Consider the following 21,079-nt stretch of genomic DNA (forward strand, 5'->3'; position numbering starts at 1 on the left):
AGTTCCCGCCGTGCGCACAACTCCCCGCAGAAAGCCCGTTTCTTTCCGATAAGGCGTCAATTGCGACGGGGTGAGCGATCACCCTTTCGTGTGCTTTTCACCAAAGACCTCAAGGGAGTTGAAGGCAGCGCCGACAAAGGATCCGTGAGTACCCTTGCGCACACCATGATGACCGCCGCCCGCTCCGCAGACTCTGGTCTGGTCGGCCCGGGCGAACTCGACCGCTACCCCTATGCGGAGGTCCCCGCCGCCGATCGTGTGGGTACGCCCTCCTGGGAGGGCGCGGATCCGGAGCTGGGCCGTGTCGGCCGGCGCGCCGCGGGCAGCCGCGGCCGCGGACTGCACGGCCAGCTCGTCCAGCAGCTGGGTCAGATGATCGTCTCCGGCGACCTGGGTGCGGACCGCCCTCTGGTCCCCGAGGAGATCGGCCAGCGTTTCGAGGTCTCCCGCACCGTCGTCCGCGAGTCCCTCCGGGTCCTGGAGGCCAAGGGCCTGGTCAGCGCCCGCCCGAACGTCGGCACGCGCGTGCGTCCCGTCAGTGACTGGAACCTCCTCGACCCGGACATCATCGAGTGGCGGGCCTTCGGGCCGCAGCGGGACGACCAGCGCCGTGAGCTCAGCGAGCTGCGCTGGACGATCGAGCCGCTCGCCGCCCGCCTCGCCGCCGGGCACGGGCGTGAGGACGTCCAGCAGCGCCTGTGCGACATGGTCGAGATCATGAGTCACGCCATGGCGCAGGGTGACGCGCTGACCTTCTCGCGCGCCGACGCCGAGTTCCACTCGCTGCTCATCCAGATCGCGGGCAACCGCATGCTGGAGCACCTCTCCGGCATCGTGTCGGCGGCGCTCCAGGTGTCCGGCGGCCCGGTCACCGGCTGTGAGCGGCCGAACGAGGCGTCCCTGGCCCAGCACGCGCGGATCGTCGACGCGCTCGGCACCGGCGACGGCACCGCGGCCGAGTCGGCGATGCGCCAGCTGCTGACCATCCACCCCGAGGTGGAGCGCGTGGTGCCCGCACCGCGCGAGCACTGACCCGCGTCGGGAGCGGTGTGCTCGGTCAGTGCCGCGGTCTCGGGGTGCCGTCGGTCCGGGAGTCTGCTTCCGCCGCCGGCCGCCGCCGGGCCCCGCCGGAGCCTCAGGGGATCCGGCGGGGCCCGGCGGCGCGGCGGGGCCGCTGTGGTGCGCGGTGACCGGTCGTGCGACGTGTTCCGCAGCGGTCGTACGATCAGCTCCGCGGCTGCCGTCGGCAGGCGCCGCGGCGGTCCGAACGGCCCGGACAGATCGTCAACGGCAACCTCTGTCCGCATCTGGCCGTTTTTGAGCGCTTACGGGGTGTGACTCGGGCCACGTAGATTGGGCGTAACGCTCTTGCGAACAACGCGATGACCTAAGAGGTGACAGCCGCGGAGGGAATACGGACGCCATTCATGGCGCTGTGAATCTTCCCGGCCCCCCGCCCGCGCCGTCGGCCCATCCCCAAGCCGGCGGTCGGCTCCAGTCCGTCCCGGACGGGGCCGGAAGCCGTTTTCCAACGTTCCGAGAGGTTGTTCGTGTCGGCCAGCACATCCCGTACGCTCCCGCCGGAGATCGCCGAGTCCGTCTCTGTCATGGCTCTCATTGAGCGGGGAAAGGCTGATGGGCAGATCGCCGGCGACGATGTGCGTCGGGCCTTCGAAGCTGACCAGATTCCGGCCACTCAGTGGAAGAACGTACTGCGCAGCCTCAACCAGATCCTTGAGGAAGAGGGTGTGACGCTGATGGTCAGTGCCGCGGAGCCCAAGCGCACCCGTAAGAGCGTCGCAGCGAAGAGTCCGGCCAAGCGCACCGCCACCAAGACGGTCGCGGCGAAGACGGTGACCACCCGGAAGGCCACCGCCACGGCCGCCCCGGCCGTGGCTTCCGCAGCCGTCGCCGACGATCCGGCCGAGGAGGCGGCGACCGTGAAGAAGGCCGTTGCCAAGAAGGCCGCCCCCACCGCCAAGAAGGCGGCCGCGAAGAAGACCGCGACCGCCGCCGCCAAGAAGACGGTGGCCAAGAAGACCGCCGCCAAGAAGGACGACGTCGAGATCCTTGAGGACGAGGTCCTCGAGGAGGCCAAGGCGGGCGCCGAGGAGCCCGAGGGCGCCGAGAGCGCGGGCTTCGTCCTGTCCGACGAGGACGAGGATGACGCGCCGGCGCAGCAGGTCGCCGCGGCCGGTGCCACCGCCGACCCGGTCAAGGACTACCTCAAGCAGATCGGCAAGGTCCCCCTGCTCAACGCGGAGCAGGAGGTCGAGCTCGCCAAGCGTATCGAGGCCGGTCTGTTCGCCGAGGACAAGCTGGCCAACGCCGACAAGCTCGCCCCGAAGCTCAAGCGCGAGCTGGAGATCATCGCCGAGGACGGCCGCCGTGCCAAGAACCACCTCCTGGAGGCCAACCTCCGTCTGGTGGTCTCCCTGGCCAAGCGCTACACCGGCCGCGGCATGCTCTTCCTGGACCTCATCCAGGAGGGCAACCTCGGTCTGATCCGCGCGGTCGAGAAGTTCGACTACACCAAGGGCTACAAGTTCTCCACGTACGCCACCTGGTGGATCCGCCAGGCGATCACCCGCGCCATGGCCGACCAGGCCCGCACCATCCGTATCCCGGTGCACATGGTCGAGGTCATCAACAAGCTCGCGCGCGTGCAGCGCCAGATGCTCCAGGACCTGGGCCGCGAGCCCACCCCGGAGGAGCTGGCCAAGGAACTCGACATGACCCCGGAGAAGGTCATCGAGGTCCAGAAGTACGGCCGTGAGCCCATCTCCCTGCACACCCCCCTGGGTGAGGACGGCGACAGCGAGTTCGGTGACCTCATCGAGGACTCCGAGGCCGTCGTCCCCGCCGACGCCGTCAGCTTCACGCTGCTCCAGGAGCAGCTGCACTCGGTGCTGGACACCCTGTCCGAGCGCGAGGCCGGCGTCGTCTCCATGCGGTTCGGTCTCACCGACGGTCAGCCGAAGACCCTCGACGAGATCGGCAAGGTCTACGGCGTCACGCGTGAGCGCATCCGCCAGATCGAGTCCAAGACCATGTCGAAGCTGCGCCACCCGTCGCGTTCCCAGGTGCTGCGCGACTACCTCGACTAGGTCGCGTTCGTACGACCTCGAAGGCCCGGTCCCCTCGGGAGGGAGCCGGGCCTTCGCGCTGCGGGTCGCGGTGCGCTGCATGACTCTGGGTGTCCCGGTACCACCCAGAGTGAGGAGCGTGCATGCGCCGTTCTGTTGCCCCGGTCCTGATCCGGCCGCTGATCCTGGCGGCCGTCGCCACGGCCATACCGCTGGCCACCACGTCTCCCGCCGCCGCCGACAGCGTCGTGGTCGGCGGCTTCCCCGTCGACGTCTCCCAGGCCCCGTGGACGGTCGCGCTGTCCAGCCGTGACCGGTTCGGGGGTACGCGGGCCGGCCAGTTCTGCGGGGGAGTGGCGATCGGGCGGACCACGGTGCTGACCGCGGCCCACTGCCTGACCGACGAGGTCGTCGGCGGGCCGTCCGACCCGGTCCGCGACCTCAAGGTCATCGCGGGCCGCACGGATCTGCTCGCTGCGCAGGGACAGGAGATCCCCGTCACTGTCGTCCGCGTCAATCCGGGCTACGACCCCGACGCCAACACCGGTGACTTCGCAGTCCTCACCCTTGCCAAGCCCCTGCCCGGCGACGCGGTCATCGCGATGGCCCCCCAGGGGGACGCCGCCTACGGCCCCGGCACCAGTGCCCTGGTCTCGGGGTGGGGTGACATCACGGGCGGCGGCGACTACTCACGCCGGCTGTACGCGGCACGGCTCCATGTGCTGCCCGACGAGACGTGCGAGCGGGCCTATCCCGGCGGCGCCGACGGCACCTTCCGGGCGGACTCGATGGTGTGTGCGGGCGAGACCCGGGGCGGCCCGGACGCCTGCCAGGGCGACAGCGGAGGGCCGCTGGTCGCCGACGGGAAGCTGATCGGGCTCGTGTCGTGGGGGAGCGGCTGCGGGCGCCCGGGGAATCCCGGCGTCTACACGCGCGTCTCGGAGGTCGTACGGGCGCTGGGCCCCGGCGGTGCCCTCAGTGGCTCACGCCGGCCTCACACGCCCTCCTGACGGCCTCTACGCGGCTACGACGAGGGCGGCCGCTCCCCTGGAGGAGCGGCCGCCCTTCACCGGCCTGTGCCGGAGCTGGCTCGTCGTGGATGCGAGAGGTCAGCGCTCATCTTCCGAGGCGATGGCCGGAACGGTGGTCAGCCGCTCCGTCTCGTCCTGTATCTCAGCGGCGATCTTCTTGAGTTCCGGCTCGAACTTGCGACCGTGGTGGGCGCAGAAGAGCAGTTCTCCGCCGCTGAGCAGCACGACGCGCAGGTATGCCTGGGCGCCGCAGCGGTCGCAGCGATCGGCGGCCGTCAGGTGGCTCGCGGGGGTCAGAACAGTAGTCACGTCGCCTCTTCTCTAGCTCGACGAGCTGTCGTACCAGGGTCAACATCCAACCAGCCCGAAAACGTTCCCGCTCGGGGCTTCTCCTCGAAAAAAATCTTTCGAGGTGGCCGTCTGCTGCCGGTTGGCGGCGAATGTGCCGTATTGCGTTTCTTGAGTGCTTACGGGTTCGCGCGGTTCATCGGTCTCATCCTCCCGGCCGGGTTGCCGGTTGTTTGTGAGGACGTGCCCGGAGCCTAAATGGTTCATGCCTCGAAGGGAACGTGATATGTACTTCACTCCATCGAGGGATCGAACACGTATACGACGTTGGACTAGTGTGAGTTCACCACGAGGGTGGCGTTACAACGGCTCTACCAGGCCTCGGTACCCTCTGAGCGGCGACCGAAGCCGACCCCTTACCCCAAAGGGGCCCCATTGAAATTCAGCGAGGAGCGAACCGCGTGACCGCCGATACGTCCGTGCCGTCCACTGCGCTGCTGGCAGGAGCAGACCGGGACGGCTCCAACTACACCGCGCGGCACCTGCTCGTCCTTGAGGGCCTGGAAGCCGTGCGCAAGCGTCCCGGCATGTACATCGGATCGACTGACAGTCGTGGTCTGATGCACTGCCTGTGGGAGATCATCGACAACGCCGTGGACGAGGCCCTCGGCGGCTACTGCGACCACATCGACGTCATCCTCCATGACGACGGCTCCGTCGAGGTCCGGGACAACGGCCGCGGCATCCCCGTGGACGTCGAGCCCAAGACCGGTCTGTCCGGCGTCGAGGTCGTCATGACCAAGCTGCACGCCGGCGGCAAGTTCGGCGGTGGCTCCTACGCCGCCTCCGGCGGTCTGCACGGCGTCGGTGCCTCCGTGGTCAACGCGCTCTCCGCGCGTCTCGACGTCGAGGTCGACCGCGGCGGCAGTGTGCACGCCATCAGCTTCCGCCGTGGCGTGCCGGGGGCCTTCACCGGCGTCGGCCCGGACGGCAAGTTCGAGGCCGGGAGCGGGCTGCGCAAGACCAAGAGGGTGCCCAAGACCCGCACTGGCACGCGCGTGCGCTACTGGGCCGACCGCCAGATCTTCCTCAAGGACGCCAAGCTCTCCCTGGACACGCTCCACCAGCGTGCCCGCCAGACCGCGTTCCTGGTGCCCGGCCTGACCATCGTCGTCCGGGACGAGTACGGCCTCGGCGAGGGCGGCAGCAAGGGCGAGGAGTCGTTCCGCTTCGACGGCGGCATCAGTGAGTTCTGCGAGTACCTGGCCACTGACAAGCCGGTCTGCGACGTCCTCCGCTTCTCCGGACAGGGCACCTTCAAGGAGACCGTCCCGGTCCTGGACGAACACGGCCAGATGACCCCCACCGAGGTCACCCGCGAACTCGGCGTCGACGTGGCGCTGCGCTGGGGCACCGGTTACGACCAGAACGTCAGGTCGTTCGTCAACATCATCGCCACGCCCAAGGGCGGCACCCATGTGGCCGGCTTCGAGCAGGCCATCCGCGAGACCCTCAACGAGGCACTGCGCGCCAAGAAGCTGCTGCGCGTCGCCGAGGACGACATCGTCAAGGACGACGCTCTGGAGGGCCTCACCGCCGTCGTCACCGTCCGGCTCGCCGAGCCGCAGTTCGAGGGTCAGACCAAGGAGGTCCTCGGTACCTCGGCTGCCCGCCGGATCGTGAACAGCGTGATCTCCAAGGAACTGAAGGCGTTCCTCACCTCCACCAAGCGTGACGCCGCCGCCCAGGCCCGCGTGGTCATGGAGAAGGTGGTCGCCGCCACGCGGACCCGCATCGCCGCCCGCCAGCACAAGGACGCGCAGCGCCGCAAGACGGCCCTGGAGTCCTCGTCCCTGCCCGCCAAACTCGCCGACTGCCGCAGCGACGACGTCGAGCGCAGCGAGCTGTTCATCGTCGAGGGCGACTCCGCGCTCGGTACGGCGAAGCTCGCCCGGAACTCCGAGTTCCAGGCGCTGCTGCCGATCCGCGGCAAGATCCTCAACGTCCAGCGGTCCTCGGTGACGGACATGCTGAAGAACGCCGAGTGCGGGGCGATCATCCAGGTCATAGGGGCGGGCTCCGGCCGCACCTTCGACATCGACGCCGCCCGCTACGGCAAGATCATCATGATGACCGACGCCGACGTCGACGGCTCCCACATCCGCTGCCTGCTGCTCACGCTGTTCCAGCGCTACATGCGGCCCATGGTCGAGGCCGGCCGGGTCTTCGCCGCGGTGCCGCCGCTGCACCGGATCGAGATCGTCCAGCCCAAGAAGGGCCAGGACAAGTACGTGTACACGTACTCGGACCGTGAGCTGCGCGACAAGCTCATGGAGTTCCAGAGCAAGGGCATTCGGTACAAGGACTCCATCCAGCGCTACAAGGGTCTCGGCGAGATGGACGCCGACCAGCTGGCCGAGACGACGATGGACCCGCGCCACCGCACCCTGCGCCGCATCAACCTCTCCGACCTCGACGCGGCCGAACAGGTCTTCGACCTTCTGATGGGCAACGACGTGGCTCCTCGCAAGGAGTTCATCTCCAGCTCGGCGGCGACGCTGGACCGGTCACGGATCGACGCGTAGCCGCTGCGCCGGGCTTCGGCCGAAGAGGCGGCCGGCGGGCCGGGGCACGGTGGGCCGGGCAGCGGTGAGATGTGCGCTGTCCGGCCCACCGCGTCGGCAAGTAAACCCGCCGGCTGCCCCGCCACACGCCGGTCGGCCGTTCACGCGGGGTGCCTGCCGCTCGTCCTGCGGGGTGTCGACCGCCCGTTTTGCGGGGTGCTGGGCCGTGTGTCGTGGGTGTGCCGGCCGGTCGTTTCGCGAGGGGTCTGTTCGGTTGTGCCGCGGGGTGTTTGGCGGCTGTGCTGGGGTGCCCGCTGGTCGTTTCGCGAGGGGTCTGTCGCTGTGCTGCGAGTGTCTGCCGGCTGTCCTGGGTACCGACCGGCCGCTTTCGCGAACTGCCTGTCGGCTCTGCCGCGAGCTGCCTTCGGGCTGTGCTGCGGGGTGCCTGCCGGCTTTCCCGCGCGATGCCACCCTGGCCGTTCTGCGAGACTCCCGCCGCCGACCCGTCCCAGGCCCATCGGCTCATTCAAGGCCCGTCGGTCTACGCGAGGTCCGTCGGTCCGTCCGAGGCCCGTCGGTCTACCCGAGGTCCGTCGGTCCGTCCGAGGCCTATCGGCGCACCTGAGGCCCTTCCGCCGACCATGCGGCCCAGCGGGTGGTTCTCCACCCGGGGGTGGAGAGATCCCGCTCGCTGGAATCCACCCGTGATCCACCCCCGCTCCGATCTGCTGACCCGCGCATTTCCGTAGCGTCGAAGGCGTCGGCAGCTCCCGCTCCCGGCACTGCCCCTTCCCGCTCACGGAGGCTCTGATGTCCGGGCTCGTCAACGCGTTGCTGATCGTGGCCGTCGTCGTCGTGGTGATCGCGCGCCAGTTCCGCGCCCGCCCGATCAGCACAGGACGGCGCTTCTGGCTGCTGCCCGTGATTCTCGCGGTCGTCGCGCTGCGCGAACCCGGCATACTCGACGCCCATCACCGCACCGAGTCCGCCCTGCTGCTCGCCACCGAGGTGCTGGTGGGGCTGGGGTTGGGCGCCGGCTGGGCCTGGACGACCCGGGTGTGGACGGAAGCCGACGGTGTCGTCTGGACCAAGAGCACCAAGGCCAGCGCGGCCGTCTGGTTCGCCGGCATAGCCGTGCGTGTCGGTCTCTACGCCCTCGGAGCCGTCGTCGGCGTCCATCAGGACAGCTCGGCCCTGATGCTCGGCCTGGCGGTCACCCTGCTGGTCCGCTCCGGCATCCTCGTCTGGCGTGCTCAGACGCTCCCCTCCGCCGCTTCCGCAAGCGGCCCCACCCGGGCGTACGGTGACGACATGGCCCGGGTCACCAGGAAGGAAGGCGTGTGACGGAGAACGCCTGGACACGCTGGCCCTCGCGCGAAGCGCTCAGCCGTGAGGGGCTCTCCCGGCCCCGGCGCTCCCTCGCCTGGGGCGTGCGACTGCTCGTCCTCGCCCTGCTGCTGTGGAGTGCCTTCAACCAGTCGCACGTCCAAGGCTGGGGCGTGGCCGCGGCCGTGGCGGGGGTTGTCGTGACCGCCGTGGTCTCCTGGGGATTCTTCCGGACAACCTACGCCCACCGGCTCGTGCCCTCCCTGGCGCTGATCACCGTCCTCCTGGCCATCGCGGTCGTGGCGGAGACCACCGGCTTCCAGGGACCGGCCCTGGTGATCTGGTGCGGCTGCGGAATCTCCGCCCTGGAGCGGTTGCCGGTCGCGATCGCCCTGCCCGTTGCGTCGGTGGGCCTGGCCTCGTACTCCGCGTTCAACAACGACGTATGGCTCACCACCGCGGCCACCGTCGTCGGAATGGCTCTCGCCGGCTATGTCATGAGACTCGACGCCGAGGCTCGAGGCAGCGCTCAGCGGCTGCTCGCCCAGGAGCGCGCCGCGAGAGCGGCCGAGGCCGAGTCGGCGGCGCTGGCGGAGCGGGCGAGGATCGCACGGGAGATCCACGACGTGCTGGCCCACAGCCTCTCCGCCCAGATGGTGCACCTGGAGGCCGCGCGGCTGCTGATCGAGCGCGGAGCCGACCGGGAGCAGATCCTCGAACGGGTGGTGGCCGCCCGGGGAATGGCCCGCGCCGGGCTCGCCGAGACCCGTCAGGCCCTGTCCGCCCTGCGCGGTGAGCTCACCCCGCTGGAGGACTTCCTGACCGGACTGGTCGGCTCGACCGACGGTGCCGACGTCACCGTCACGGGGGAACGCAGATCCCTGCCCGCCGAGGCGTCGCAGACCGTACGACGCGTGGCCCAGGAGGCGTTGACAAACGTTCGCAAGCATGCCCACGGCGCCAAGGTCCATGTGCGGCTGGACTACAGCGAGCACGAAGTGACGCTGAACGTACGCGACTCGGGCGGTCGTCCCGGCGAACTCGCCGGCGCCGGCGGCGGGTACGGTCTGCTGGGTATGCGGGAGCGGGCCGAGCTGCTGGGCGGGTCGCTGGAGGCGGGACGTGATGACGACGGGTTCGAGGTGAGGTTGAGGGTGCCCGTATGACGGAGACGGAGGGGGAGAAGAAGCCCGCGCGGGTCGTGGTCGCCGACGACCAGACAGTGGTCAGGGAGGGCATCGTGATGCTCCTCGGGCTGCTGCCCGGCGTGGAGGTGGTCGGAGCGGCGGGCGACGGGGAGGAGGCGGTCCGGCTGGTCGCCGAACTCTCCCCGGACGTGGTGCTGATGGACCTGAGGATGCCGCGCTGCGACGGCGTGGAGGCGACTCGGCGGATCCGGTCGGAGTACCCCGGGACCCAGGTCGTGGTGCTCACCACGTTCGCGGACGACGAGTCGCTGTTCCCGGCGCTGAGAGCCGGCGCCCGTGGCTACCTGACCAAGGACGCGGGCGGCGACGAGATCGTGCGAGCCGTGGAGAGCGTGCTGTCGGGAGACGCGGGGCTGTCGCCGAGCATCCAGCGAAGGCTGCTGGAGCGGCTGTCGCAGCCCGAGCCGGCGCCGGTGGCCACCGAGGCGCCGGACGGGCTGACCGCGCGGGAGACCGAGGTCCTGGTGCTGATCGCCGAGGGGTTCACCAACCAGGAGATCGCCCGGAAGCTGCACGTCTCCACCGCGACCGTGAAGACACACATCAACAACCTGTTCGCGAAGACAGGTCTCAAGGACCGGGCCCAGGCGGTGCGTTACGCCTACGGGAAGGGATTGGTGCGGCCACCAGCGGATTGAGTCACCTGATGGGGTGAAGAGCCAGGGGAAGAAGAGTCAGGGATCTTCCCGATCTGTCCATCCTTGGGCATGCAGTCAAGCAACGGGCGTCACCGCGACGGCGGGGGCGGCTCCGAGAGTTCGGCCGGGCGGCACGAGGACCAGGGCGAGTACGGCGCGGCCTCCCGAGAAGTCAGGTACGAGGACCCCTGGTACGACGCACTGGCCTCCGGCTGGGGCGAGCCGGACGGCACCGGGGGGCCGGCTCCCGCCGTACCGGGGGCACGAGCGGGGCGGGAAGAGGCGGCTGTTCGCGCCCGTGACGTGTATCTGGAGGTGCAGCGCAGCGCGGCCTTCCAGGAGGTGCGCAGCCGCTACCGGAGATTCGTGGTGCCGGGTGTCGCGGTCTTCCTCACCTGGTACGTGGGGTACGTGGTGACCGCCACGACGGCGCCCGGGCTGATGGCGCGGCCCGTCGCCGGAGCGGTGAACGTGGCGATGGTCGCGGGGCTCGGACAGTTCCTCACCACGTTCCTGCTCACCTGGGCCTACGCCCGGCACGCGCGGTTGCGCAGGGACCGCGCCGCGCTGGAGCTGCGCTGGGACACCCAGGAGCTGACCCGGGGCGCCCGGGGCGGTGCGTCATGACGGGCCATCACCAGACCCTGGCGCTGCTGCTGTTCAGTGCGTTCGTCGCCGTGACGCTCGGGATCACCACGTGGGTGAGCCGGAAGCGGCATGGTTCGGCGGAGGAGTTCTACGCCGGCGGGCGGCTCTTCTCGCCGATGGAGAATGGTTTTGCCATCGCGGGCGACTACATGTCGGCGGCCTCCTTTCTCGGGGTGACCGGGCTGATTGCGCTGTTCGGCTACGACGGGCTGCTGTATGTGGTCGGCTTCCTGGTCGCGTGGCTGGTCGTGCTGTTCCTGGTGGCCGAACTGGTGCGCAACTGCGGGCGGTTCACGCTGGCCGACGTGATCGCGGCGCGGATGAGCGAGCGGTCGGTGCGGATCGCGGTGGGCATGTCCTCGGTCACTGTGTCCGTTCTCTATTTGGTGGCGCAAATGGTGGGGGCGGGCAGCCTGGTAGCGCTGCTGCTCGGGCGGACCAGCGAGGCTGCGCAGGCGTGGACGGTCATCGGGGTGGGCGCGCTGATGGTGATCTACGTGTCGTTGGGAGGGATGCGGGCCACCACCTGGATCCAGATCGTGAAGGCGGTCCTGCTGCTGAGCGGGACGGTGGTGCTGACCGTGCTGGTGCTGTTGCACTTCCACGGGGACATCGACCGGCTGCTGGTCACGGCCGCCGAGCGCAGTGGGCACGGGAAGGCGTTTCTGGCGCCGGGGCTCAAGTACGGCGGGAGCTGGAGCGCGCGGGTGGACTTCATCAGCCTGGGGCTGGCGCTGGTGCTGGGCACGGCGGGCCTGCCGCACATCCTGTCCCGCTTCTACACGGTGCCGACCGCGCGGGCGGCACGGCGTTCGGCGGTCTGGTCGATCGGGCTGATCGGGAGCTTCTACCTGATGACGATCGTGCTCGGCTTCGGGGCGGCGGCCCTGGTCGGGCCCGACGCGGTGCGTGCGTCGAACGCGTCGGGGAACACGGCGGTTCCGCTGCTGGCGCTCGACCTGGGCGGCGGCTCGGGCTCCACAGGCGGAACGGTTCTGTTCGCGATCGTCGCCGCCGTCGCCTTCGCGACGATCCTCGCCGTGGTCGCCGGGATCACCCTTGCCTCCTCGGCGTCCGTCGCCCACGATCTCTACGCCACCCTGCGCAGGCCGCACGCCAGGCGTCGCAGCGAGGTCGGGGTGGCGCGCACGGCGGCGGTCGGTATCGGTGTCGTGGCGATCGCCCTCGGCCTGCTGGCCCGTGACATGAACGTCGCCTTCCTGGTGGGGCTCGCCTTCGCGGTGGCGGCGTCGGCGAACCTGCCGGTGCTGCTGTACTCGCTGTTCTGGCGGAACTTCACGACCCGCGGCGCGGTGTGGGCCGTATACGGCGGGCTGGTGCCCGCGCTGGCGCTGGTCGTGCTGTCCCCGGTGGTGTCCGGGAGCCCGGGCGCGCTGTTCCCGGGGGTGGACTTCCAGTACTTCCCGTTGCAGAACCCGGGGATCGTCTCCGTCCCGCTCGGCTTCCTGGCCGGCTGGCTCGGCACGGTCACCTCGGACGAGGTCCCGGACGAGGCCAGGCACGCGGAGACCGAGGTGCGGTCGCTGACGGGGGCGGGGGCGGTCTAGGGACTACGGCGCGACCCAGGCGTAGCGGTGCTCCGGGCGGCCCGTGTCGCCGTACTTCAGGGAGAGGCTGAGGCGGCCGGCCTGTTCCAGGTGGCGGAGGTAGCGCTGGGCCGTGGAGCGGCTCAGGCCGGTCTCGGCGGCGACCTCGTGGGCGGAGAGCGGATGGTCGGCGCGGTGCAGGACGCCGCAGATGAGGTCCGTCGTGGGCTCGGACTGGCCGCTGGGCAGGCCGGGCGCGGACGGTGCCGGTGAGGTGCGCAGGGCGCCGAAGATCCGGTCGACCTGCTCCTGGCCCGTCAGCCCCCGGCCGCCGACCCGGTCGACGGTACGGCGCAGGGCCGCGTAGGAGTCCAGGCGGGTGCGCAGGGCGGCGAAGGTGAACGGTTTGACCAGGTAGTGCAGGGCGCCCAGGCGCATCGCCTTCTGGACGGTGGTCACATCGCTGGCCGCTGTGATCATGATGACGTCGGTGCCGTGGCCCTGCTCCCGCATCTGGTGGACGAGTTCGAGGCCGGTCCGGTCCGGCAGGTAGTGGTCCAGCAGGACCAGGTCGATGGTGCCGCGGTTCACGGCGGCCAGGGCCTGGGCGGCGCTGTGCGCGCGGGCGGCCACCCGGAAGCCGGGAACCTTCCCCACGTACTTGGCGTTTATCTCGGCGACGCGGAAGTCGTCATCGACCACCAGGACGTCAATCATCAGGCCTCTCCTTCAAGGCCGGCGAGCGTTAAGCCCGTGTTTCGGCTCCGCAGTTGTAGCGCGAGCAAAAAGAGCACAACAGATGCTTGCGAGCAAAAGAACGGCTTGCGCCCAGAAGACTGCTGTCGTGGTCCGGGTCACACCTACCGTCCCGGCCCATGAGCGCAGACACCAGCCCCGCCATCGAGCTGCGGGGCGCGAGCAAGATCTTCAAGACCCCGTCGGGGGGTCTGCACACGGCTGTCCGCGACCTCGACCTCACCGTGGGGCGTGGTGAGTTCGTGGCCGTCGTAGGGCCGACGGGTTGCGGCAAGTCCACCACGCTGACCCTGGTCAGCGGGCTGGAGGAGCCCAGCGAGGGCGAGGTGCTGGTGGCCGGTGAGCCGGTCGCCGGCGTCGGCGACAAGGTCGGTTTCGTCTTCCAGCAGGACGCCACCTTCCCCTGGCGGACCGTGCTGTCCAACGTGATGGCCGGGCCCCGCTTCCGGGGCGTGCCCAAGGCGGAGGCCAAGGAGAAGGCCCGCGCCTGGCTGGCCAAGGTCGGTCTCGCCGCCTTCGAAGACCGTTATCCGCATCAGCTCTCCGGCGGCCAGCGCAAGCGCGTGGCGCTCGCCGCGACCTTCGTCAACGACCCCGAGATCCTGCTCATGGATGAGCCGTTCTCCGCGCTCGACGTGCAGACCCGGGCCCTGATGTCGGACGAACTCCTTGAGCTGTGGGAGGGCACGGGCGCCTCAGTCGTCTTCGTCACCCACGACCTGGAGGAGTCCATCGCGCTGGCCGACAAGGTCGTTGTCATGACCGCCGGGCCCGCCACCGTGAAGCAGGTCTTCGACATCGACCTGCCCCGCCCCCGCAAGGTCGAGTCGGTGCGTCTGGAGCCGCGGTTCATCGAGATCTACCGCGAAATCTGGGAGTCCCTCGGCGAAGAGGTCCGCATCACCCGTGAGAGGGGTGCCGCTCATGTCGCCTGACACCCTCAGCACACCGGTCGTCGACACGGCCAAGGCGGTGCCGGACCGCGCCCGGTCGCGGGCCCAGGCCGCCCGCAGACGCAAGGCGATCGTGTTCGCCGTGCGCGTCCTGCTCCTGGTGGCCGTCCTCGGCCTGTGGGAGGTCCTGTCCCGGGCCAAGGTCATCGATCCGTTCAACTTCTCGATGCCGTCGAAGATCTGGGACCAGATCTGGACCTGGGTCACCCACGGCACCGCGCTCGGCCCCCTGGGCGAGCAGATCTGGTACACGCTCTACGAGGCGCTGCTCGGCTGGATCATCGGAGTCATCGCCGGTGTGGTCTTCGGTATCGCACTGGGCCGGATCAGCTTCCTCGCCGATGTCCTTGGTCCATACATCAAGGTGCTCAACTCGATCCCCAGGATCGTGCTCGCCCCGATCTTCGTGATCTGGTTCGGGCTCGGCGCGTCCTCCAAGGTCGCCTCGGCCGTCGTGCTGGTGTTCTTCCCGGTGTTCTTCAACGCCTTCCAGGGCGCCCGCGAGGTCGACCGCAACCTGGTCGCCAACGCGAGGATCCTCGGCGCGAGCGACCGCAGGGTGACCCTCCAGGTCGTCATCCCGTCCGCCACCTCGTGGATCTTCACCAGCCTCCACGTGAGCTTCGGATTCGCCCTCATCGGCGCCATCGTCGGCGAGTACATCGGCGCCACCAAGGGCATCGGCCTGCTCGTCGCGCAGTCGCAGGGCACCTTCAACGCGGCCGGTGTGTACGCCGCGATGGTCATCCTCGCCGTCGTCGCGCTCGCCGCCGAGGGGCTGCTCACCTTCGCCGAGCGCCGCATCTTCCGGTGGAAGCCGTCGGACTCCGACAGCTGACCACCTCCCTCCCGCTTCCTCCGCTCCTCCCCGCACCGCCCTCTCACAAGGACGTGAACCGCATGCGCAAGTCCGCCAGATACAGCACCCTGGCCGCCGCCGGCCTGCTCGCCGTCTCCTCCCTCACCGCCTGTGCCAACGACGCGGCGAGCACGGCCTCCACCGGCTCCGGCAAGGGCACGAAGGTCAAGATCATGGTCGGTGGCCTGGACAAGGTCATCTACCTGCCCGCGATGCTCACCCAGCGGCTCGGCTACTTCGACGCCGAGGGCCTCAACGTGGAGCTGCTGACCGAGCCGGCCGGCGTCCAGGCCGAGACGGCGCTCGTCGCCGGGCAGGTCCAGGGGACGGTCGGCTTCTACGACCACACGCTGGACCTCCAGACCAAGGGCAAGGCCGTGGAGTCCGTCGTGCAGTTCTCGCGCGCGCCCGGCGAGGTGGAGATCGTCTCCACCAAGGCGGCGGGTGACATCACCTCGCCCAAGGACTTCAAGGGCAAGAAGCTCGGCATCACCAGCCTCGGCTCGTCGACCGACTTCCTCACCAAGTACCTCGCCGTCAAGAACGGGGTGAAGGTCAGCGACTTCTCGCCGGTCGCGGTCGGTGCCGGCGCGACCTTCATCTCGGCGCTCCAGCAGGGTTCCATCGACGGCGGTATGACCACCGACCCGACCGTCGCGACGATCCTGGACAAGAAGGCGGGCAAGGTCCTGCTGGACATGCGGACGCCGGAGGGCTCCCAGAAGGCGCTCGGCGGCCCGTACCCGTCGTCGAGCCTGTACATGCAGACGGACTGGGTCAACGGTCACAAGGACACCGTCCAGAAGTTGGTCAATGCATTCGTCAAGACGCTCAAGTGGATGTCCACGCACAGCGCCGCCGAGATCGCGGCCAAGATGCCCGCCGACTACTCCCAGGGCGACAAGGCCCTCTACACGCAGTCCATCAAGAGCACGCTGCCGATGTTCACCGACGACGGTGTGATGCCCGCGAACGGCCCGGAGACCGTGGAGAAGGTGCTCAAGGCGTTCAACACGAACATCCAGAACGCCGATGTCGACCTGAGCAAGACCTACACGACCGAGTTCGTCGAGGCCGCCAAGTGACGGCCGGGTGAGCGGGTCTCAGCCGCGGGTCGCCCACACGTAACGGTGTTCGGGGCGGCCCGCGTCGCCGTACTTGAGGGTCAGCCGGGCCCGTCCGGTGCGTTCCAGGAGCTTCAGATAGCGCTGGGCGGTCTGGCGGCTCACCCCCGTCCGCTCGGCGATCTCCTGGGCCGACAGCGGGCCCTCGGCGCTCATCAGGGACTGGCGCACGAGCTCGGCGGTGGTGGGGGAGTGCCCTTTGGGCAGCCCCGGCTCGGACGGCGCGGACAGCGCGCCGAAGATGCGGTCCACCTCGGCCTGTTCGGCCTCGCCGCCGCCGTCCAGGGTGCGCCGCAGCTGCGCGTACGCCTCCAGCTTGGCGCGCAGCCCCGCGAACGCGAACGGCTTGACCAGGTACTGCAGGGCGCCCTGGCGCATCGCCGCCTGCACGGTCGACACGTCCCGGGCCGCCGTCACCATGATCACGTCGGTCTGGTGGCCGCGCCTGCGCATCTCCTGGACCACCGCGAGGCCCGTGTCGTCGGGCAGGTAGTGGTCCATGAGGACGAGGTCGAGGCGGGGCAGGGTCTCCAACCGGTGCAGGGCCTCGGCCGCGTTGTGGGCCTCGCCCGCCACATGGAAACCGGGCACCTTGTCGACGTAGGCGGCGTTGACCCGGGCGACCCGGGTGTCGTCGTCCACGACCAGGACCTCGATCATCGCGCCTCCTCCTCGGCCGGGGTGAGCGCCGGCTCCCGTTCCAGTTCCGGCGCGGTCAGCGCCTCCGGGAGCACGACCGTGAACTGGGCGCCCCCGCCCTCCGGTTCGCCCACGGTCGCGCTGCCGCCCTGCCGTTCGGCGAGCCGGCGCACCAGGGGGAGCCCGATGCCGCGCTTGCCGTGCGTGGGCGGCTTCTTGGTGGACCAGCCCTCGGTGAAGACCAGCTCCCGCTGTGCCGCCGGGATCCCGGGCCCCGTGTCACGCACCCTGAGGACGATCGCGCGGCCCTCCGTGCACAACTCGACCTCCACGCGCGCGTGCGGCGTACCGCCGACCGCGTCCAGCGCGTTGTCCACCAGGTTGCCCACGACCGTGACCAGGCCCCTGGGGTCGATCAGCCGGTCCGGGAGCCAGGTGCGGTCGGACACCCACAGGGCGACCCCGCGCTCGGCGGCGACGGTGGCCTTGCCGACCAGCAGGGCGGCCAGCAGCGGGTCCTGGATCTTCTCCGTGACCTGCTCGGCGGTGACCCGGTGGTCGCCGACCACCTCGCCGACGAACTCCACGGCGTCCTCGTACATCTCCAGTTCCAGCAGCCCGAGCAGGGTGTGCATGCGGTTGGCGTGCTCGTGGTCCTGGGCGCGCAGGGCGTCGATCAGACCGCGCGTGGAGTCGAGTTCACGGCCGAGCTGCTCCAGCTCGGTGCGGTCGCGCAGGGTGGCGACGGCGCCGCCGTCGTCGGTGGGCATGCGGTTGGCGACCAGGACCCGCTGACCGCGCACGGTGAGCAGATCGGTGCCGGTCACCCGGCCGGCCAGCACATCGGTCGTACGGCCCGCGCCGAGCGCCTCGTCGGGGGACCGGCCGACGGCCTCGTCACCGATGCCCAGGAGCCGTCTCGCCTCGTCGTTCAGCAGCCGGATACGACCGCCGCGGTCGAGGGCGACGACGCCCTCCCGGATGCCGTGCAGCATCGCCTCACGCTCCGAGAGCAGCGCCGAGATGTCGGAGAAGGCCAGGTCGCGGGTCTGCCGCTGGACCCTCCGGGAGATCAGCCAGGCGGCCAGCGCGCCCGCCGCGAGGGCACCGCCGGCGTAGGCGAACAGCCCGGGGATGGTGCTGAGCAGCCGTGCCCGCACGCTGTCGTAGGCGATGCCGACCGAGACCGCCCCGATGATCCGGTGCTTCGAGTCGTACAGCGGCACCTTGCCGCGTGCGGAGCGGCCCAGGGTGCCGTTGTCGATCTGCATGACCTCCTGGCCGTCCAAGGCCTCCTTGGGCGAGGTCGACACATGCCGGCCGATCTCCGAGGGCGTGGTGTGCGACCAGCGGAATCCGCCCAGGTCCATCACCACGATGTACTCGGCGTTGGTGGCCAGCCGGATCCGTTCCGCCTCCTTCTGCACCGGCCCGTTCACGGTCGGCGCGGTGGTCAGGAGGCCCTCGGCGATCTGCGGGTCCTGGGCCGTGGTCTGGGCGATCGCCAGCGCCCTGTGCATCGCCTCCTGGTCCAGCTGTTTGCTCAGTGGCGCCAGGAAGAGTCCGGTCGCGAGCACCGCGACCCCCGCGGCGATCGCCAGCTGCATGAGCAGGATCTGCGAGAACACCTTCCGGGGCAGCCGGGGACGCAGACGGCGTACAGGGGGCGTGGGGCTCATACCCACGACGGTACGTGCGCGGGTATGCCGCGCTTAAGAGGGTGTGGCGTGGATCTCTTGACCAGTTCTTGGGAAAGTCCGGGTCAGCTCGCCAGCGCCGTCGTCGTCCGCAGCTCCCGCAGCGACACCACGTCCATCCGGGCCGGCGACCCCAGCACCGACACCCCGCAGCTCTCCGGACGCGGCGGCAGCGAGGCGCCCTGGGCCACGCACACCCGCCAGCGGCGGCCGTCGGCGTGGGCGACCGTGACCTCCCAGCGCGGGGCCGCGCCCTCGGTCCGTACGACGCTCAGCACGCCCGCCGCGTACTCGCCCGCCGCCTCGCGCACCGCCAGTTCGGCCGCCTGGCCGGGCCGTTCCCAGGCGGAGCAGCCGCGGCACCCCTCCAGCACCACACGGCCCTCGTGGATGCCGTGCAGGACCTCCTTGACGGCATGGGCCTCGGCACGGCCGTACGCGTAGCCGTACGGCAGGACGAGCACCGTCGGCGAGAAGCGATGACCACCCAGATGGGTGACCTCCCAGGTGCCCGAAACGCCGGACGCTGCCAGTTCGGCGGCGAGCGGGCGGCCCAGCAGGGCGCAGCAGCGGTCACGCTTGCCGTTGGTGCAGACGAGCGCGAGCGGGCCGCCCTGGTGCGGCCGGCCGTCGAGCGCCGCGTCGAACGAACGGTGGTCGCCCGTGCCGAGCGCGACGAAGTCGAGGTCGAGCAGCCGGCTCGGGTCGCGGGTGGTGGCGCTGTGCAGCCAGACGTTCCCGGGCACCGTGTGGGCGACGTACACCTGACGTACGGCAGGGGTGCCGGGGTCGGCGTGGCGGCCGGGGCGGCGGATGAGCGCGATCCGCACGCCGGTCCCCTTGGCGGCGGCCTCAAGGGCGCGGCCCAGCGCGGGGTCCAGATGGCTCGAAGTGAGCGCTTTGGCACCCCACGGGCCGGGTTGTTCCAGCAGCAGCCACGTCGTCGCGGTGGCTGCGGTACCCGAAACGGGCTCGTCGAGCATCCGGGAGACGGTTGCGCACCTACTCACAGAGGTGAGCCTAACCTGACTTTGCCCGGGGTGGCTTCCGGCCTCGTCCGTTCGCGCCTCCGAAGGGGGTGCCGAAGGGGTGTCGAAGGGGCGGTTACGGCAGGGGCTGTGGCGGTTTCGGGCCTACGTAGTGGCCGCTGGGACGCATGCGCAGCGGGCGTTCGCCGTATTCCTCCAGGGTGTGGGCGATCCAGCCCGCCGTCCGGGCGACGGCGAAGATCGTCTCGCCCGCGGTGGCGGGCATGCCGCAGGAGGCCGTGAACACGGCCAGCGCCAGGTCGACGTTGGCGTGCAGCGGGGTGTGCCGGGCGGTCGTGGCGACGATGTCCCGGGCCGCGAGCAGGGCGGGCTCCGCGCGGGGGACCTCCTCCAGCAGCGCGAACAGTGCACGCGCGCGTGGGTCCTCGCCCTGGTAGAGGCGATGGCCGAGGCCGGGGATACGGCGGCCCGCGCGGAGTTCGTCCGCGATCACCGTGAAGGCGCTGCCCTGGTCGAGGACATCGACCAGCATCCGGTGGGCGAGGCCGCTGGAGGCGCCGTGCAGGGGGCCTTCGAGCACGCCGAGCCCGGCCGACACGGCCGCGTACGCGTGTGCACGCGCGGACGCCGCGACCCGGACCGCGAGGGTGGAGGCGGCCAGGTCGTGGTCGACGAGCAGCGCGAGCGCGGTGTCCAGGACGCGCAGCGCGGCGTCGCTGGGGTCGATGCCGGTCAGCCGGCGCCACAGGCGGTGGGCCAGCGGGCCGTCGTCGTGCCCCCGCCGGCGCTGCACCGGGAGTGCGGCGACGAGCGTGGGGATCAGTACGCGCGCGGTGCCGAGGACGGACTCCTCGGACAGGTCGAAGCGCAGCGGGTCCTCGGCGGCCGCGGCGATCGTGGCGACCCGCAGCCGGTCGGTGGGCGAGGTGTGTTCGGGCAGCGCGTCGACGGTCCGGCGGGCGACCGTGACCGTGGCCTCCGGGGCGGTGAAGGTCACTCCCCGGGTCATGCGGCCCGTCCACAGCCACTCGGCGACCTCCTCGTAGGAGTGGTGCGCGGCGAGTTCCGTGGCGTCGACCCCCCGGAAGAAGTACCGGTCCTGGTCGATCAGGGTGATCCGGGTGCGCACCGACAGATCACCGCCGGAGCCCGGACTCCCGGCGGCCTCCCGCCTGTTGCGCCGGGCGAGCGCCTCCACCTCCCCGGCGTCGAAGGTGCTGGCGCGGCCCCCGGGCTCACGTCTGCTGCTGAGCTGGCCCCGGCTCACATAGGCGTACACGGTCTCGGGCTTCACGCCGAGCAGTTCGGCGGTCTCCTTGGTGCTCAGCCGCCGCGCGGGACTGCCGGGAGCGGGGTGTTGATCGCGCATGGGCGTCACCGTAGCCGCTTCAGCATGGATTGACTCGATCAATATTGATGGAAGTTGCGCGGTGGTGTGGTTGCCGTGGCGGACGACGTGGTCCTCGGCGCCGGAGCACGGCGCCGGGACGGAAGGAGCGCGAGGCCGCATCCTGTCGTACGAAGTGGTAGTAGGACTGCATCGCCATCAGGCAGTGTGCGCTGGAGCGGGTGATGCCCCGTTCGGCGGCGACGTCGGCCGACGGGCGGGTGACGTTTCCATGCGGTCAGCTTCCCGCGCGGCGCCGGCGCCGGGGCCGGCGGCGGGGGGCAAAGCGGGGGGTAAAGCGGGGGGGGGGCCGGGGGGGGGGGGGGGGCCCGGGGGGCG

18 protein-coding genes are annotated in these 21,079 nt (G+C 70.4%); 12 read left to right on the forward strand and 6 right to left on the reverse strand.

The features are described from left to right. Nucleotides 1–144 precede the first annotated feature (144 nt). The 3 genes from KVT45_RS33870 to KVT45_RS33880 all read left to right on the forward strand — a co-directional run bounded on the left by KVT45_RS33870 (nucleotide 145) and on the right by KVT45_RS33880 (nucleotide 4,096). Nucleotides 145–1,032, forward strand: coding sequence for a FadR/GntR family transcriptional regulator (locus KVT45_RS33870; protein WP_217552977.1), 888 nt, complete (start codon nucleotides 145–147; stop codon nucleotides 1,030–1,032). Nucleotides 1,033–1,550: 518 nt separating this feature from the next. Beyond that, nucleotides 1,551–3,107 carry an RNA polymerase sigma factor gene (locus tag KVT45_RS33875; protein WP_308310939.1) on the forward strand — a complete coding sequence of 519 codons (1,557 nt, stop codon included), beginning with the start codon at nucleotides 1,551–1,553 and terminating at the stop codon, nucleotides 3,105–3,107. 122 nt (nucleotides 3,108–3,229) lie between these two features. After that, nucleotides 3,230–4,096 carry a serine protease gene (locus tag KVT45_RS33880; protein ID WP_217552979.1) on the forward strand — a complete coding sequence of 289 codons (867 nt, stop codon included), beginning with the start codon at nucleotides 3,230–3,232 and terminating at the stop codon, nucleotides 4,094–4,096. A 99-nt stretch (nucleotides 4,097–4,195) separates the two neighbouring features. On the opposite strand, the gene KVT45_RS33885 is transcribed toward KVT45_RS33880, so the two are convergent. Continuing rightward, the gene (locus KVT45_RS33885) at nucleotides 4,196–4,426 is read right to left on the reverse strand and encodes a hypothetical protein (RefSeq protein ID WP_089104328.1); all 231 of its coding nucleotides are present in this window, start codon (nucleotides 4,424–4,426) and stop codon (nucleotides 4,196–4,198) included. A gap of 440 nt (nucleotides 4,427–4,866) precedes the next feature. Between KVT45_RS33885 and KVT45_RS33890 the strand changes: the two genes are divergently transcribed. The 6 genes from KVT45_RS33890 to KVT45_RS33915 all read left to right on the forward strand — a co-directional run bounded on the left by KVT45_RS33890 (nucleotide 4,867) and on the right by KVT45_RS33915 (nucleotide 12,357). Next, nucleotides 4,867–6,990 carry a type IIA DNA topoisomerase subunit B gene (locus KVT45_RS33890; RefSeq protein ID WP_217552980.1) on the forward strand — a complete coding sequence of 708 codons (2,124 nt, stop codon included), beginning with the start codon at nucleotides 4,867–4,869 and terminating at the stop codon, nucleotides 6,988–6,990. 789 nt (nucleotides 6,991–7,779) lie between these two features. Next, nucleotides 7,780–8,313: a CcdC protein domain-containing protein gene (locus tag KVT45_RS33895; RefSeq protein WP_217552981.1), complete on the forward strand. Its 534-nt coding sequence runs from the start codon at nucleotides 7,780–7,782 to the stop codon at nucleotides 8,311–8,313. Continuing rightward, entirely contained in the window at nucleotides 8,310–9,461 is a 1,152-nt protein-coding gene (locus KVT45_RS33900) for a histidine kinase (protein WP_217552982.1), read from the forward strand. Before KVT45_RS33895 ends, KVT45_RS33900 begins: the two co-directional genes overlap by 4 nt. Next, nucleotides 9,458–10,141, forward strand: coding sequence for a response regulator transcription factor (locus KVT45_RS33905; protein ID WP_217552983.1), 684 nt, complete (start codon nucleotides 9,458–9,460; stop codon nucleotides 10,139–10,141). Before KVT45_RS33900 ends, KVT45_RS33905 begins: the two co-directional genes overlap by 4 nt. A gap of 69 nt (nucleotides 10,142–10,210) precedes the next feature. Further along, a complete protein-coding gene (locus KVT45_RS33910) occupies nucleotides 10,211–10,768 on the forward strand; it encodes a DUF485 domain-containing protein (protein ID WP_217552984.1) in 558 nt (185 codons plus the stop codon). Beyond that, nucleotides 10,765–12,357, forward strand: coding sequence for a cation acetate symporter (locus tag KVT45_RS33915; protein WP_217552985.1), 1,593 nt, complete (start codon nucleotides 10,765–10,767; stop codon nucleotides 12,355–12,357). Before KVT45_RS33910 ends, KVT45_RS33915 begins: the two co-directional genes overlap by 4 nt. 3 nt (nucleotides 12,358–12,360) lie before the next feature. Here the strand turns inward: KVT45_RS33915 and KVT45_RS33920 are convergent, their stop codons facing one another. Next, on the reverse strand, nucleotides 12,361–13,053 hold the full coding sequence (locus KVT45_RS33920) for a response regulator (RefSeq protein ID WP_189262350.1): 693 nt from the start codon (nucleotides 13,051–13,053) through the stop codon (nucleotides 12,361–12,363). A gap of 158 nt (nucleotides 13,054–13,211) precedes the next feature. Here KVT45_RS33920 and KVT45_RS33925 point away from each other — a divergent pair, with 158 nt between their 5' ends. From KVT45_RS33925 to KVT45_RS33935, 3 genes are all read left to right on the forward strand, one after another. Further along, nucleotides 13,212–14,027: an ABC transporter ATP-binding protein gene (locus KVT45_RS33925; RefSeq protein ID WP_217552986.1), complete on the forward strand. Its 816-nt coding sequence runs from the start codon at nucleotides 13,212–13,214 to the stop codon at nucleotides 14,025–14,027. Further along, the gene (locus KVT45_RS33930; protein WP_217552987.1) at nucleotides 14,017–14,883 is read left to right on the forward strand and encodes an ABC transporter permease; all 867 of its coding nucleotides are present in this window, start codon (nucleotides 14,017–14,019) and stop codon (nucleotides 14,881–14,883) included. Before KVT45_RS33925 ends, KVT45_RS33930 begins: the two co-directional genes overlap by 11 nt. 62 nt (nucleotides 14,884–14,945) lie before the next feature. Further along, entirely contained in the window at nucleotides 14,946–15,989 is a 1,044-nt protein-coding gene (locus tag KVT45_RS33935) for an ABC transporter substrate-binding protein (RefSeq protein WP_217552988.1), read from the forward strand. An 18-nt stretch (nucleotides 15,990–16,007) separates the two neighbouring features. Here the strand turns inward: KVT45_RS33935 and KVT45_RS33940 are convergent, their stop codons facing one another. From KVT45_RS33940 to KVT45_RS33955, 4 genes are all read right to left on the reverse strand, one after another. After that, nucleotides 16,008–16,688 (reverse strand): response regulator, encoded by a 681-nt coding sequence (locus KVT45_RS33940; RefSeq protein ID WP_217552989.1) that lies wholly within the window; start codon nucleotides 16,686–16,688, stop codon nucleotides 16,008–16,010. Continuing rightward, a complete protein-coding gene (locus tag KVT45_RS33945) occupies nucleotides 16,685–18,346 on the reverse strand; it encodes a sensor histidine kinase (protein ID WP_217552990.1) in 1,662 nt (553 codons plus the stop codon). Before KVT45_RS33945 ends, KVT45_RS33940 begins: the two co-directional genes overlap by 4 nt. An 83-nt stretch (nucleotides 18,347–18,429) precedes the next feature. Next, nucleotides 18,430–19,374 (reverse strand): sucrase ferredoxin, encoded by a 945-nt coding sequence (locus tag KVT45_RS33950; protein WP_217552991.1) that lies wholly within the window; start codon nucleotides 19,372–19,374, stop codon nucleotides 18,430–18,432. Between the two features lie 94 nt (nucleotides 19,375–19,468). Then, nucleotides 19,469–20,722, reverse strand: coding sequence for a citrate synthase (locus KVT45_RS33955; RefSeq protein WP_217552992.1), 1,254 nt, complete (start codon nucleotides 20,720–20,722; stop codon nucleotides 19,469–19,471). Nucleotides 20,723–21,079 lie beyond the last annotated feature (357 nt).

Origin of the sequence: Streptomyces sp. GbtcB6, assembly GCF_019091475.1 — a bacterium.
Classification (GTDB): Bacteria; Actinomycetota; Actinomycetes; order Streptomycetales; family Streptomycetaceae; genus Streptomyces; species Streptomyces hyaluromycini.

What these genes read in the sequence shown, in the direction of transcription:
- KVT45_RS33925 (WP_217552986.1), top strand. Translation starts at nt 13,212, where the DNA reads ATGAGCGCAGACACCAGCCCCGCCATCGAGCTGCGGGGCGCGAGCAAG.
- KVT45_RS33940 (WP_217552989.1), bottom strand. Translation starts at nt 16,688, where the DNA reads ATGATCGAGGTCCTGGTCGTGGACGACGACACCCGGGTCGCCCGGGTC.
- KVT45_RS33905 (WP_217552983.1), top strand. Translation starts at nt 9,458, where the DNA reads ATGACGGAGACGGAGGGGGAGAAGAAGCCCGCGCGGGTCGTGGTCGCC.
- KVT45_RS33945 (WP_217552990.1), bottom strand. Translation starts at nt 18,346, where the DNA reads ATGAGCCCCACGCCCCCTGTACGCCGTCTGCGTCCCCGGCTGCCCCGG.
- KVT45_RS33935 (WP_217552988.1), top strand. Translation starts at nt 14,946, where the DNA reads ATGCGCAAGTCCGCCAGATACAGCACCCTGGCCGCCGCCGGCCTGCTC.
- KVT45_RS33915 (WP_217552985.1), top strand. Translation starts at nt 10,765, where the DNA reads ATGACGGGCCATCACCAGACCCTGGCGCTGCTGCTGTTCAGTGCGTTC.
- KVT45_RS33930 (WP_217552987.1), top strand. Translation starts at nt 14,017, where the DNA reads ATGTCGCCTGACACCCTCAGCACACCGGTCGTCGACACGGCCAAGGCG.
- KVT45_RS33955 (WP_217552992.1), bottom strand. Translation starts at nt 20,722, where the DNA reads ATGCGCGATCAACACCCCGCTCCCGGCAGTCCCGCGCGGCGGCTGAGC.
- KVT45_RS33910 (WP_217552984.1), top strand. Translation starts at nt 10,211, where the DNA reads ATGCAGTCAAGCAACGGGCGTCACCGCGACGGCGGGGGCGGCTCCGAG.
- KVT45_RS33880 (WP_217552979.1), top strand. Translation starts at nt 3,230, where the DNA reads ATGCGCCGTTCTGTTGCCCCGGTCCTGATCCGGCCGCTGATCCTGGCG.
- KVT45_RS33895 (WP_217552981.1), top strand. Translation starts at nt 7,780, where the DNA reads ATGTCCGGGCTCGTCAACGCGTTGCTGATCGTGGCCGTCGTCGTCGTG.
- KVT45_RS33920 (WP_189262350.1), bottom strand. Translation starts at nt 13,053, where the DNA reads ATGATTGACGTCCTGGTGGTCGATGACGACTTCCGCGTCGCCGAGATA.